This is a genomic window from Bacillus sp. ES1-5 (genome assembly GCF_022487605.1).
Classification (GTDB): Bacteria; Bacillota; Bacilli; order Bacillales; family Bacillaceae_G; genus Bacillus_A; species Bacillus_A wiedmannii.
This window is the reverse complement of sequence record NZ_JAKVPU010000008.1, coordinates 67,911-81,270: the sequence shown is the minus strand read 5'-3', so window position 1 is coordinate 81,270 and position 13,360 is coordinate 67,911. Positions and strand designations below refer to the sequence as shown.

General features: G+C 35.3%; 10 protein-coding genes. 5 read left to right on the top strand and 5 right to left on the bottom strand.

Annotated features, from left to right (window positions below):
• Nucleotides 1-66: 66 nt before the first annotated feature.
• Nucleotides 67-1,623 (top strand): fatty acid--CoA ligase, encoded by a 1,557-nt coding sequence (locus tag MKO96_RS22345; RefSeq protein ID WP_240588724.1) that lies wholly within the window; start codon nt 67-69, stop codon nt 1,621-1,623.
• Between the two features lie 612 nt (nt 1,624-2,235).
• The gene (locus MKO96_RS22340; protein ID WP_483298333.1) at nt 2,236-4,575 is read left to right on the top strand and encodes a Cna B-type domain-containing protein; all 2,340 of its coding nucleotides are present in this window, start codon (nt 2,236-2,238) and stop codon (nt 4,573-4,575) included.
• 104 nt (nt 4,576-4,679) lie between these two features.
• On the opposite strand, the gene MKO96_RS22335 is transcribed toward MKO96_RS22340, so the two are convergent.
• Nucleotides 4,680-5,285, bottom strand: coding sequence for a DedA family protein (locus MKO96_RS22335; RefSeq protein ID WP_240588722.1), 606 nt, complete (start codon nt 5,283-5,285; stop codon nt 4,680-4,682).
• A 118-nt stretch (nt 5,286-5,403) separates the two neighbouring features.
• On the bottom strand, nt 5,404-6,039 hold the full coding sequence (locus MKO96_RS22330) for a GNAT family N-acetyltransferase (protein ID WP_087979588.1): 636 nt from the start codon (nt 6,037-6,039) through the stop codon (nt 5,404-5,406).
• Nucleotides 6,040-6,118: 79 nt separating this feature from the next.
• On the opposite strand from MKO96_RS22330, the gene MKO96_RS22325 reads away from it, so the two are divergent.
• The gene (locus MKO96_RS22325) at nt 6,119-6,967 is read left to right on the top strand and encodes a MerR family transcriptional regulator (RefSeq protein ID WP_240588721.1); all 849 of its coding nucleotides are present in this window, start codon (nt 6,119-6,121) and stop codon (nt 6,965-6,967) included.
• A gap of 97 nt (nt 6,968-7,064) precedes the next feature.
• Here the strand turns inward: MKO96_RS22325 and MKO96_RS22320 are convergent, their stop codons facing one another.
• Nucleotides 7,065-7,535 carry a hypothetical protein gene (locus MKO96_RS22320; protein ID WP_000955002.1) on the bottom strand — a complete coding sequence of 157 codons (471 nt, stop codon included), beginning with the start codon at nt 7,533-7,535 and terminating at the stop codon, nt 7,065-7,067.
• 145 nt (nt 7,536-7,680) lie between these two features.
• On the opposite strand from MKO96_RS22320, the gene MKO96_RS22315 reads away from it, so the two are divergent.
• Both MKO96_RS22315 and MKO96_RS22310 read left to right on the top strand, forming a co-directional pair.
• Nucleotides 7,681-9,201, top strand: coding sequence for a SulP family inorganic anion transporter (locus MKO96_RS22315; RefSeq protein ID WP_140386682.1), 1,521 nt, complete (start codon nt 7,681-7,683; stop codon nt 9,199-9,201).
• A 199-nt stretch (nt 9,202-9,400) separates the two neighbouring features.
• Nucleotides 9,401-9,772: a hypothetical protein gene (locus tag MKO96_RS22310; RefSeq protein WP_064473720.1), complete on the top strand. Its 372-nt coding sequence runs from the start codon at nt 9,401-9,403 to the stop codon at nt 9,770-9,772.
• A 110-nt stretch (nt 9,773-9,882) separates the two neighbouring features.
• Here MKO96_RS22310 and MKO96_RS22305 read toward each other — a convergent pair whose 3' ends face one another.
• Both MKO96_RS22305 and secA2 read right to left on the bottom strand, forming a co-directional pair.
• Nucleotides 9,883-10,764 (bottom strand): accessory Sec system S-layer assembly protein, encoded by an 882-nt coding sequence (locus tag MKO96_RS22305; protein ID WP_240588720.1) that lies wholly within the window; start codon nt 10,762-10,764, stop codon nt 9,883-9,885.
• Between the two features lie 14 nt (nt 10,765-10,778).
• Nucleotides 10,779-13,145, bottom strand: a complete 2,367-nt coding sequence (secA2, locus tag MKO96_RS22300) for an accessory Sec system translocase SecA2 (protein ID WP_240588719.1) — start codon at nt 13,143-13,145, stop codon at nt 10,779-10,781.
• Nucleotides 13,146-13,360 lie beyond the last annotated feature (215 nt).

The window sequence follows — 13,360 nt, the reverse complement described above, 5'->3', positions numbered from 1 at the left end:
GAGGACAATGTCTACTTATGGACGAAATGATAGATTTATGAAAGAGAAAAGGGGGAAATTGTTGGCATGTACATGACGATAGGGAGAATTTTCGATTTATCAGTGGGTAAGTATCCGAATAAAGAGGCGTTAGTAGAGCCAGAAAAAAATATTCGCTGGACGTATAAACAATGGGATGAGCAAATAAATAAAACGGCGAACGCTCTATTAGAAGAAGGGGTAAGAAAGGGAGATACTGTATCTGTTTACTTATATAATTGCCGTGAATTTGTAAACGTTTACTTAGCTTGTGCGAAAATTGGGGCAATCTTTAACCCGATTAACTTCCGTTTAAAAGCAAAAGAATTATCGTATATCCTTCAAGATGCAGCCTCGAAAGTAGTGGTTTTTGAAAAAGCAGTTGAATCAACTGTTGCTATCATTGAACGAGATTTTCCAAATTCGTCTTTTTGGTATGTAGAAGACGATACACCTTCCTATGCTAGTTCTTACCATGAAAAAGTGAATACAGCATCAGCTGAAAAAGTAGATATTGAAGTCGATGAAATGGATTATTGTTCTATGTTATATACGAGCGGTACGACTGGTCATCCGAAAGGCGTGTTACATCGTCATCGTGAAATGACTGAGCATAGTATGATTTGTACGTATTTCCTTAAATATAATAGAGATAGTGCGGGGCTTGTTGTTGCACCTTTATATCATTGCGGTGAGTTAAATGCCGGAATTATACCGCGCATTCAAGTTGGCGGAAAGAATGTTATTTTACATCACTTTGATACGGATAGAGTATTACATACGATTCAAGAAGAGAAGATTACGACGTTTTTTGCAGCACCGACGATGTGGAATATGTTACTGCAAAAAGATTTAGCACAGTATGATTTAACTTCGATGAGAATTGGTATATATGGCGGAGCAGCGATGGCCCCAGCATTAGTAAAGGAATGTAAAGAACGTCTTTATATTGATCTTGTCCAAATTTATGGAATGACAGAAATGGGACCAGTTGTGGCGTTTCTCGTAGAAGAAGATCAAATTACGAAAGCAGGTTCAGCGGGAACACCGTGCTTTAGTCATGAAATTCGCATCGTAAAACCAAACGATGATGCACCGGCAGAGCCAGATGATGTATTGCCTCCGTATGAAGTAGGAGAGATTATTTTGCGTGGCCCAACTATGATGGCCGGTTATCATAACCGAGAAGAAGCAAATGCAAAATCGATGTATAAGGGATGGTATCATTCTGGTGATTTAGGCTACTTCGATAAAGACGGTTATTTATTCGTCGCAGATCGTGTGGATGATATGGTAATTAGCGGAGGCGTTAATATTTATCCACGTGAAATTGAAGATTTCCTTCATAGTCATCCTGGTGTATTAGATGTTGCGGTGCTTGGTGAGCCAGATGAATTATGGGGAGAACGTGTTGTGGCTGTTGTTGTAAAGAAAGATGAAGCGATTACAGAAGAGGATTTAGAAATATATTGTAAAGAAAGTGATGAATTAGCAGATTATAAACGTCCACGTCATTACTTATTTGTGGATGAACTGCCTCGTAATGCGAGTGGAAAATTACAAAAATTTGTCCTGAGAGAGTCGTTGAAAGGCGCAAAACAATAGGGAGTAGAACAGTCGTCTATACAAATAAAGCTATCTTTTTTAATAAGAAAAGATAGCTTTATTTTTTTGAAAACGATTGAAAAAATGGTGTGTATTTTCTATTTACACTCTCTTTTATTATTATGTAAAAATACTTTTTAATGGATTACATTTTGCTTATAAATGTATGTAATCCGCTTTAAATAGGGGTTTTGTGAACTTTTCAGGTGGATTGTATAGATGTTGAAATAATAAATGTAGTAAGAGTAGAATAAAGTGATTAGAGGAGAATTATTGCTGGAAGATAAAGAAAGTCAGTCGTCAGATGACCGTATGAATAAAGTGGTCATTTAGTATATTTTGGTAGCATGAATATAGTAACAAATTAATATGTAAATGAACAGTCTTGTAATGTGTTTTTATTAGGAATAGTATTTATTGTTGGCTGCCCGAAAAAAGTAGGAATGAACATAATATAGTGAATGGATTGTATTGTTTATTACTTTATGTTGTAGAACTAACGATGGTTTGATGCTGCAAATAATCTTTAGTCTGTACCCCCTTAGTTTAAGGGGTATTTTGGGTGGAATGGATCTCACGATTACAAGTTTAACAATGAATATTGGAGGCTTTATGAGTACATATTTAAAAAGAATATCTGTAATTTGTTTTATTTTTACTGTTTTTATTGGACAAGTTTTTACGCCTATCGTAGGGCATGCTCAAGAATTAAACGCAACAGGATTTGTTGATAGTTTTGCATTTGAAAAGACGAAATTAAGTTATGGAGAAAAGACTACGATACATGTAAACTTTAGTGAAAAACCCGGAAAGAAGATGAAGTCTGGGGATACATTAACGTTAGCACTTCCTCCAGAATTAAAAGGTTATAGTGGCACAATTGCGTTAAAGGATGAGGCAGGGCGTGTTTTTGGCACGTGCCAAATTAATACAAATAATGTAGTTTGTACATTTAATTATACGGTAGAGAAGCTTGAGAATATTAGAGGGAACTTTAATTTCACTGTTCAAGGTACGAATGTTGAAGCAGGAAAGACGAAAGATGTACAAACGAATTTAGGGACAGATTTAGAAAAACAAATGGTAAGTATTACGCATCCAAAAGGAGAGGGTACAGAACCGGGGATCTTTTTCTATAAGTCTGGTGATATTCAGCCAGACAAAAGTAATGAAGTGCGTTGGTTTTTAAATATAAATTTAAAGAAACAATATTTACATGACAATATCGTTTTAAAAGATACGTTACAAGAAGGACAAACGCTAAATAAAGATAGTTTTACTATTACTATCAATAATAAAGAGTATTTGTCTCTTAAACAATTTCAAGACCGAGGTTATGGATACATTAAGCTTACAAGTGATAACTCATTTGAAGTTGTAATTTATAGACATATGGCGAACGCTACGTCGTTTACTATTTTTTATACATCAACGATTACTGATAGCGGGAAAAAGTTGAAATATCTACAGAATGACTACAAGCTTGATTATCAAATTTTATATGAGAAACCTATTTCTGAATCTAATAGTGTAAAGGTTGAAAATATATCGTTTGGCGGCGGGGCTGAAGGGGTTTTACCTGCGAAAGGAACGTTGCAGATTGTTAAACATATTGAAGGAGACGAGAATAAGTTTATTCCAGGTGTTTCTTTTAAATTGTTTACAGAGTCAGGTCAGCAAATTGGTGATTCCTATACAACAAATCAAGACGGAATAGTTGAAGCGCCAAACCTTGCTCCAGGTAATTACTATGTGCAAGAAATTGCTGCTCCGAACTACGTAGAATTTGATCCGAAAGCAAAAATTTCTTTTACAATTAAGCAGGATGCTGTAAATGGAATTAAACTTATGATTCCAAACAAGTTAAAAACTACATCTATTGCAGGAACGAAAACGTGGGAAGGCGATAAAGTAAACGATCGCCCGAAAACGATTAAAGTAGATTTACTGCAAAATGGCAAAGTCATCGCAACGAAAGAAGTTATGGCAGCAAATGGTTGGAAATATGAGTTTGGAAAGTTACCGGCAGTTGATAACGAAGGAAAAGCTCATACGTATGAAGTGAAAGAACAGCCAGTATCAGGATATCAATCGAAAGTTAATGGATATGATATTACAAATATAAAAATCCACAAAGTAACAGAAGTAGAAGAGCAAGGCAAAGAAGAAACAATAGAAGGATTGGAAGATCCAGTTAAACCGCAAGCGCCAAAGGTGACAGAAGAGCCGAAAGAGCTAGAGAAGCCAGAAGTTACGGAGAAGCCGGAAATTCATGTAACACCAGAAGAAGAAAAAGCCGAAGAAGAAACAATAGAAGAAATAAAAGAAGAAAAACCGGAAACACCAAAGGTAACAGAAGAGCCGAAAGAGCTAGAGAAGCCAGAAGTTACGGAGAAGCCGGAAATTCATGTAACACCAGAAGAAGAACAAAATAAAGAAGAAACAACAGAAGAAATAAAAGAAGAAAAACCGGAAACACCAAAGGTAACAGAAGAGCTGAAAGAGCTAGAGAAGCCAGAAGTTACGGAGAAACCGGAAATTCATGTAACACCAGAAGAAGAATCAACTCAAGAAGAAACGACAGAAGAAATAAAAGAAGAAAAACCGGAAGAACCGAAAGTAACAGAAGAGCCGAAAGAGCTAGAGAAGCCAGAAGTTACGGAGAAGCCGGAAATTCTAGTAACACCAAAAGAAGAGCAAACTAAAGAAGAAACAACAGAAGTGTTAAACAAACAAAGTGTACAAGAAAAAGTAGAGGTACAAAACAAGCAAGAGGTACACAGTAAAGCAGAAGTGCAAAAAAAATCTGAGGTATCACCGAGTGAAGAAAATAATAAGAAATCAAAACTTCTTCCTCAAACAGGTGGAGCATCAACAGAAGCTACTTCTGTTATGGCAGGTATGTTCTTATTACTTTTCGGAGCGATGTTGTTTAGACGTCAGAAAAACTAATGAACATGAGAGTTTGTTTGGAAACAAAATGCATGTGAAAAAAGCGGAGACTATAGGTCTCCGCTTTTTTATTTTCGTACTTAGTTAAGCTGAATTTTATTATTTTAATTGATACGCTTTAAAATCATATGCTTTATGTTTTTACGAAATCGGGCGATTAGCGTAATGATAATCATACCGAAGAGAATTTTCCATATGTGTTGCCCAAGTATTTGGAAGATCTCTTCTAAATTTTCACCTAACCAATAACCACCGATCAAGAAGAAAGATACCCAAAATAGAGCACCTGAATAAATTGTCATCGCAAAGCGGCGAAATGGTAAGTTGATAATTCCTGCAAAGTACCCTGTGAAATGACGGACACCTGGGATGAAAAAGGCGATAAAGATTAGAAAGTAGCCGTATTTATCGAACCACATTTTTGTTAAATTAATTTTCTTTTGAGTTAAAAATACATATTTCCCGTACTTTTGAATGAAGGGCATACCTAGTTTATTTCCTAAAAAGTATTGGAATGTCATACCTACACTTGTCCCAATAAAAGATAACATAATTAAAATTGGTAGACTTAAATCTCCTTGGTGTGATAAAAATCCTGCATAGGCTAATGTAGGCTCCCCTGGAAACGGAAGCGCAATATATTCTAAAAGTAAACCGACAAGTACTACATAATACCCATATTGCTGAAATAATTCATGAATCCATTCCATGTTGTGCGCTCCTTTTTAAGTGAGTTTTCTCTATTTAAATCGACTTGAACCAATAATAGCGTTCATACTTAATATAGCTCTTTGCTAAGTAGCAAAGAGCATGGGAGTGTACATATTACTATGAGTTAAAGTTATAGCGGTACAAAAACACATTGAAATCTTCTTCTTTTGGTCCAAAATCAACTGCTTTTTCTTGTATACGCTGGAAGTTTTGTCTGTCATAAAATGCATAGTTGCATGCGTTATCTGTATATAAATATAAAGATGTTACCTCTTCTTTTTTCATGTATTGGAACAAATCGTTTAATAAATATTTTCCAACACCAAGACCTCTCGATTCTTCAGAAACGATAAATAATTGTATACAGCCTTGAAATTGATCTTCTTTTCCTTGTATGAGTTCTTTATATGTTTTTTTTACTTGTATAAATGCTTTTAAGAATTCCTTATTCTCTTTATTCGTTAGGAATAGTTTCAGTGTGTTATAGGAAAAGCTAACGGTGTTATGAAATCTCTTTAAACGGTTTTTATCTTTCTCAGAATCGCCTAAAATAACGCCGATCACTTTATTATCTTTTTCAGCTACTTTACTGAAGGAACTTCCTAAAATACAACTGTGTAGATAAAAGTTTAATACTGAGTTTAAGAAATTTTTATCTGTAATGAATTCATTAAATCCAAATGCTTCACCAATTAAATGTTTTATAGGCTCATAGTCTTCTTTAACAAGACTTCTATATTGTACTGTGTTCATAATTTTATACTCCCTTTATTAATGTAAATGACTTATTATAAATAGTAAGGGCTCCTCTAAGGGGAGAGTCAATGGTTATATGCGAAAAAATATAAGGGAAGAGATGCAAATGAAAAAAATGTTTTCTATTGGAGAAGTTGCAAAAATAAAGGATATTACGATAAAAGCGCTAAGATACTATCATAAGATGGGGATTCTTATTCCAAAACATGTTGATGAATCAACGGGGTATAGATATTATTCTATAGATCAATTTATTCACATTGATATTATAAAAAGCTGTCGAGAGTTGAACACGAGCATAGTAGAGCTGCAAGAGATTTTTAAGGAACGTAATACGGATAAATTGCTACGATTTTTACAAGTGAAGAGAGAAGAAGCGGAAGAGCATATAAAGAAAATGAAAGAGGTAATGGAAACGATTGATGACTTACATGCGAAAGTAGTGAGTTCACAGGAAATATTAAAGAATGATGAAATCTCTATTGAATTTTTTGAACAGCGTTCTGTCGTTGTTGCGCCTTGTAAAGAAGTAGGGAGTTTACAGGAGTTACTGTATTATTCCGATTTAGAGAAAATCGTGCAAGATTATGAAGCGAAAATGGAAATGGAGATGGGGATTCTTTACAACGTAAATGCAAATTGGGATGTAGAACCGAAGTATGTTTTTAATAAAGTACGAGATGATGTACATATGGAAGAGATGCAAAATATAAAAGTATTACCGGGCGGGAAATATATAACGTTAGCGTATAGTAAAGAAAATGAGGAAGAACGTCGAAATACCATAATTAAATACATAAAAGAAAATAATATAGAAGTAGAGAGTTTTATTGAAGTGGAGTTAGTTAGTGATGTTTTCAATACGGAGACGTATAGTTGTCAAATTCAAATTTTGATAGGGGATAGTAAGAATAAGAAGTTTTGATGCTATAAATAAATTTAAATACATCGACTTAACTGGATCGCCTACTTATTAATAAGAGAGACCATCCCAAAAAATGGGACGGCCTCCTTAGATCGTATTATTTACGTGAAAACCCTTCTTCATCAAGGTATTCAGCAGCTTCTGGATAAGAGTTGAATGTACCGTCTAAGTTTACACCAGCGTACACGTTCCACATATCATCCTCTTGAATAAGAGTTAGGATGTGGCCGTCTTCGTTCTTCCATTCTTCTTCTGCAGCAGGTTCCATTGGTGTAACAATTTCTTCTGGCTCCTGTGATAGACGTTCAATTACTTTTTCAATTAATGAACGCAGTTCTTCTTCTGAAAACTCACGGATGTTAATCATGCCTTTATCATCTGTTTTATAACCTTTAATGAAGTTTGCATATACAAAGCCGTTTCCATTTGGATGTAAATGATATACAACGTTCTTTTTATCTAAACGACTTTCTTCAAAGTGAAAGTTCACACGTTTTAATGATACGTTCTTTCTTTCTAATTCTGGGAAAGATTCAATAATCGATAATTTTTCTTCAAAAGTTAGCATAGTGCCTCCAAATATATAATAAAAGATTTAATTTATCTATTATAGCATAGTTATAATAGTTTCCAAAGATGCGGCGTGAGCTTACAATTGAATGCGTTTACGTCACGATACTGTAAAATGTGGGCTAACGAATGTATTCTTTTAGGTGTACAATGGAAAATGGACTTTATATGAAGGTGGTTATTATATGTTTCAAAAAATAGCAAAGGAATGTTTAGCAGGTTTTACTGTTGCGATTGTTGCGTTGCCACTTGCCATTGCATTTGGTATTGCTGCAACGGGAACGTCTGAGGGAGCACTAGTCGGATTGTATGGTGCGATTTTTGCAGGTTTATTTGCGGCTTTATTTGGTGGGACGCCGGGGCAGGTTACGGGGCCAACTGGGCCGATTACGGTTATTGCGACAGGTGTTATTGCGACGCACGGGTTAGAGGCGAGTTTTATAGCCTTTATGATGGCGGGACTGTTTCAAATTTTATTCGGTGTATGTAAGCTTGGCTCTTACGTGCGATATATTCCGTATCCTGTCGTTTCAGGATTTATGAATGGTATCGCATTAATTATTATTTTAGGTGAAATAAAGCATGTGCAAAATAGTTTTCTACTCGTAGTATTAACGATTATTGTAATGATTGTTTCTGGAAAATGGATTAAGGCTATTCCATCTAGTTTAGTTGCATTAGTTGGTGTGACGGCTTTGCTTCCTTTATTTTCTTCTGCGTTAGAAGGGCTTACAGTGAAGTTGCCGATTATCGGAAACTTGTCATTAAATAAGGTGATTGAAAAGATTGGGACGATTCCAGAAGCGATGCCGACGCTTCATATTCCATCTTTAAGTGGAACAGGCATCGCAGAACTTATTTTACCAGCGCTTAGTATTGCTTTATTAGGATCGATTGACTCGTTATTAACATCGGTCGTAATGGATAATGTGACGGGTACACGTCATAAAAGTAATAAAGAACTGGTCGGACAAGGTATCGGTAATATGGTAAGCGGGTTGTTTGGCGGATTAGCAGGGGCAGGTGCGACTGTACGATCTATCGTTAATATAAGAAGCGGTGGTAAAACGGCGCTTTCGGCATGTATGCATAGTGTTATATTATTTATTTTCATTATGGGACTTGGATCGGTCGTACAATACATTCCGCTTGCTGTATTGTCAGGTATTTTAATTTTAACTGGTATTGGCATGTTTGATTGGGAAAGCATGAAGAAAATGAATGTAGCACCAAAAGGTGATGTCATTGTTATGCTTGTAACGATGATTGTCACAGTGAAGTTTGATTTAATGATCGCTGTTGCATTCGGTATTATTCTTTCGTTCATTATATACATGGTGAAATGTAAAGAACGTAAAGCTTCTATTGTAAAAGAAAAGGAAGCGACGTATAAAATTAAAGGTCCACTTTCTTTCCTAACAGTGGATCGTGTTTTTCAGACTTTACAAGACGTAAAGTCTCCGGTTGTTTTACGTATGAAAGATGTGCGCTATATGGATGTATCAGGAGCGATGGCATTGTTAAACTTTGTTGAGCAATCGGATAAAGCGGGCGCGAGTGTGACGCTGGAACATGTACACCCGCATGTTGAAAAGACGATAGTGACGTTGGCGAATGATGAGCAAAAAGATAAATTACAGTTTGTAAAAGCTGAGGCTATATAAGGAAATGCCCTCGTATGAGGGTGTTTTTTTTATTGTATTTAATATCACTATATAGAGATATTTTACGATTATTGACATTTATTAATCTTAGCAGTATAGTAACATCTTAGATTAGCAATATGCTATTATAAGAAGGTATATGAATTTTGAGATTCCTTTATATTCAGAAGGAAGAGCTTTAAGCTGGAGGGAATATTTGATGTACAAACAGTTACCACATGGAGTGAAGATCGGGATTACACGATCAATTGTTGTTTCTTTTGAGAAGTATATGAAAGAAATTGAATGGAATGAAGAAAAATTTGATATGCAGCAATTTGTTGAACAGTGGAAACAATATTTATACACAAAATCAACTTGGATTAATAAAGTAGACGAAGAGTTGAAAGGACATCCAGATTTCCATCAAGCATTAGCGATGAAAGTGAATGAAAAAATTAACGAGTTTATTAATGAAAAACCGAGCGAAGAGCAAGTAGAGCATTTAAAGAGGCATGAAATGCAACACGCAGATGAAATGTGCAAATTAGAAGCTGAATATCATATTGAACGTTTATTAGTAACGAAGTAAATTTTACATAAAGAATAAGCCTGTCCAAGGAGGTGTGATGACCATCTTTTTGAACAGGCTTTTTGTATGAAAAAGAATAAGAGAGGCTGCTTTGGAAGCAGCCTCTCTTATTAGTCTTGTGGTACAAACGCTTTCCAAGAAGATAGATCCATATCTTCTTTTAATATAGATGAAGCAGGGAAGACAAATGACCACGGTTTTGTAGTGTTCGCTTTAATTTCAAGATTCGGTAATGTGAAAGCACCTTTCACAACAACTGCACCAGAAGCATCTTCAATATGAAGAGGAAGCTGCTCTAGTTGAATGTTGTCTTTGCAACCGTTACGAATAAGAAGCGTTGTATGTAAATCACCGTTTTCTTTTCTTGCAGCTTGCAGACCTAGGAAGTTAATTTCACCATCATTTGGAGGTGTTAAATTGTCTACAAAATTACGTAAAGCTTCTTTGCTTGCTTCAGGTAACTGAGCTTCCCAAGATGGGTCTAAATCTAATGCATGCTTACTTTCAAGTTCAAAAGCTAATTCCCAATCTGTTTGCGATAATTCGGCATCTGTAATTGTTTCTTGCCCAAATGTAAAGATAAATGGCATATTTACATTTGCAGGAATATCTCCTAATGCAGAAAGGTTAAATGTTTTGCGGGCACATAGTTTCTTCTCTTTATTTAGAAGGATTAATGTAACCTCTTCGAAAGAAATTGGTTTCGGAACAGTGCTACGAATAAATACAGCTACGTCATAACCATTATCACGTTTTTCAATCTCAATTCCAGATAAAGAAATTTGATATTCTTGTAAACGTGTTAGTTCTTTATGTAAAAATTGATAAATGTATTTTTGTTCTTGTGCTACTGCACCCCAGCTAGGGTGGAAGTAAAGCGTTGGTTTTACAGTTTTATTTTCAGTATTTGTTTCTTCTTGTCCGAATAATTGATTACTAGAGACAGTCGTATCTTTTCCGCTTTTCTTAGCTCTTTTTAGGAATGATAACATAATCTTTCACCTCGTTATTGTACGTTTTCAGGAACACCTAAATGTCTAGCAACATAGCGGCACATTTCTTTTTCGAAATTACCATATGTGTATAAAAAGATATCCAAACCTTCTTTTTGATACAGACGAGTAGGGTCTTCTTGTTGATATTGTCTTAGCCCGATGCCTTCTTTTAAGTGGGTCATCGCATCTAAGTGATTTACCCAGTTCTGATCTAGGAAATGAAGGGCAACATATCGTAGCGACTGCTGTAAATCAGTATGGCTATTTAGTTCATTTACCCGCTCTTTATAAAGAGATAATGTTTCTTTCAAAACGGATTGTAAATCTTCCGGTGAATGTACATTATTCGCTGATAGTGATGGCATATTTGTTACTGGTAAAATTTCGTTTATATTTTCTGTTAAACGAGCGAAATCCCATTCTTCCGGAAGCATACCTTCTAAAAGATGTTGCTTAGAAATGGCGTCTACAGCATGATCAATCATTGGAATAATGATTTCAATCATATTTATATCTTCTTGTAACAAGTTATTACGTAATTTATAAATAACGTTACGTTGGTCATTTATTACATCATCTAACTTTAAATTGTACTCGCGCATTGAGAAATGGCTACCTTCACAAATTAATTGTGTACGGTTCACGAAGTCATGAACTTTAGAAGTTAGAATAAGTCCTGTTTCATCTGACTTCAGTGATTTATTTAATTTCTCCATTTCTTCATGTGCGAAACGTTTTAGCATTTCATCTTCTAAAGAAAGGAAGAACTGAGAGCTACCTGGATCTCCTTGACGACCAGCACGACCTTTTAATTGATTGTCAACGCGTCTTGATTCATGGCGTTCTGTCCCGATCACATGTAATCCACCAATCTCATGGACACCCTCACCTAGTAAAATATCAGTACCTCGTCCGGCCATATTCGTCGCAATTGTAATTTGTCCTTTTTGTCCAGCTGTTGCGATTAAATCCGCCTCTTGTTCTGCGCTTTTTGCATTTAATAATTGATATGTAATATGCGCTTCATCTAAGTAACGAGCAACGGTTTCTGATTGTAAAATAGACATTGTCCCAATTAAAATCGGGCGTCCTTGTTTATTGTGTTTTAGAACATCTTCACGTACAGCTTTATATTTAGCATCGGCTGTTACGTACACGACGTCATTTTTGTCTTCACGAATGATAGGACGGTTTGTCGGAATCGGCATAACTTCCATGTTATATACACGGTTAAATTCTTTTTCTTCTGTTTTTGCTGTACCTGTCATACCAGATAATGCTGGATACATACGGAAGAAGTTTTGAATTGTAATGGACGCTTGTGTTTGGTTTTCTTCAGTGATTTCTAAACCTTCTTTCGCTTCAAGAGCTTGGTGTAAACCATCACTTAAAGAGCGCCCATCCATAACGCGTCCTGTGAAAATATCTACAAGTAGAATTTTTTCATCATGTACAATATAGTCAACATCACATTGGAAAGCGACATGAGCTCGTAATGCTTGAATCATATAATGATATAAAGTTTGATGTTCTAAATCATATAGGTTATCGATATCAAATAAATCTTCTGTTTTTGTAATACCGTCTTCTGTAAAACTAGCAGATTTCGTTTCTGCATCGTACGTGTAATGAAGAGTATCCTGGAATGACTTAATAACTTTTGCACATAAATAGTGTAAATCAGAGCTGCTTGATTTCTTACCAGCGATAATAAGAGGCGTCTTCGCTTCATCAATTAAAACGCTATCAATCTCATCGATAATAGCAAAATGATAGGGACGTTGTACCTGCTCATTTTTTGAAGAGGCCATATTATCACGTAGATAGTCAAAGCCAAATTCTGTTCCAATACCATATGTAATATCAGCTTCGTAAGCAAGTTTCTTTTCGGCAGGATCGATTTGAGGAATATTCAATCCAACCTTTAAGCCTAGAAATTCATGAACTTGGCCAATTAATTCTTTATCTCGTTTTGCTAAATAGTCGTTTACAGTAATAACGTGAACGCCTTTTCCTTCAAGAGCACGTACGTATGTTGGAAGAGAAGAAACTAATGTTTTTCCTTCGCCAGTTGGCATCTCTGCAATATTAGCTTCTAATAGTACAAGGCCACCAATTAACTGCACATCGTAGTGACGTAATCCAAGTACACGCTTTGCTGCTTCACGTACAACAGCGAACGCTTCTACTTTTATATCATCCACTGTTTTTCCATCGTGTAGCATGTTTTTAAATGTGATAGTTTTATGACGTAAATCTTCATCAGATAAATCAGATAGTTTTTCTTCTAGATTATTAATTTCTTGAACAAGTTGTTCATATTTTTTTAGTTTTCTCTTTTGAGAATCTCCTAACAGCTTTTTTACCGAATTCAGCATGTTGTAAACACTCCTCTTACTGACAATAGCTACATTATAGCACATGTCTATCCTGAATAAGTAGAAGTAGTAAATTGAAGAAAAAACTGGATAAAAATAAGGTGTTATTACATATGATATATTTAAAAGCCGTAAAGAAAGAGAGTATTCAATGTATAATAAATTTGGTATGATAGCTAAATGAGATAAAGTGAAATTTTTCAAAAAAGAGAAGA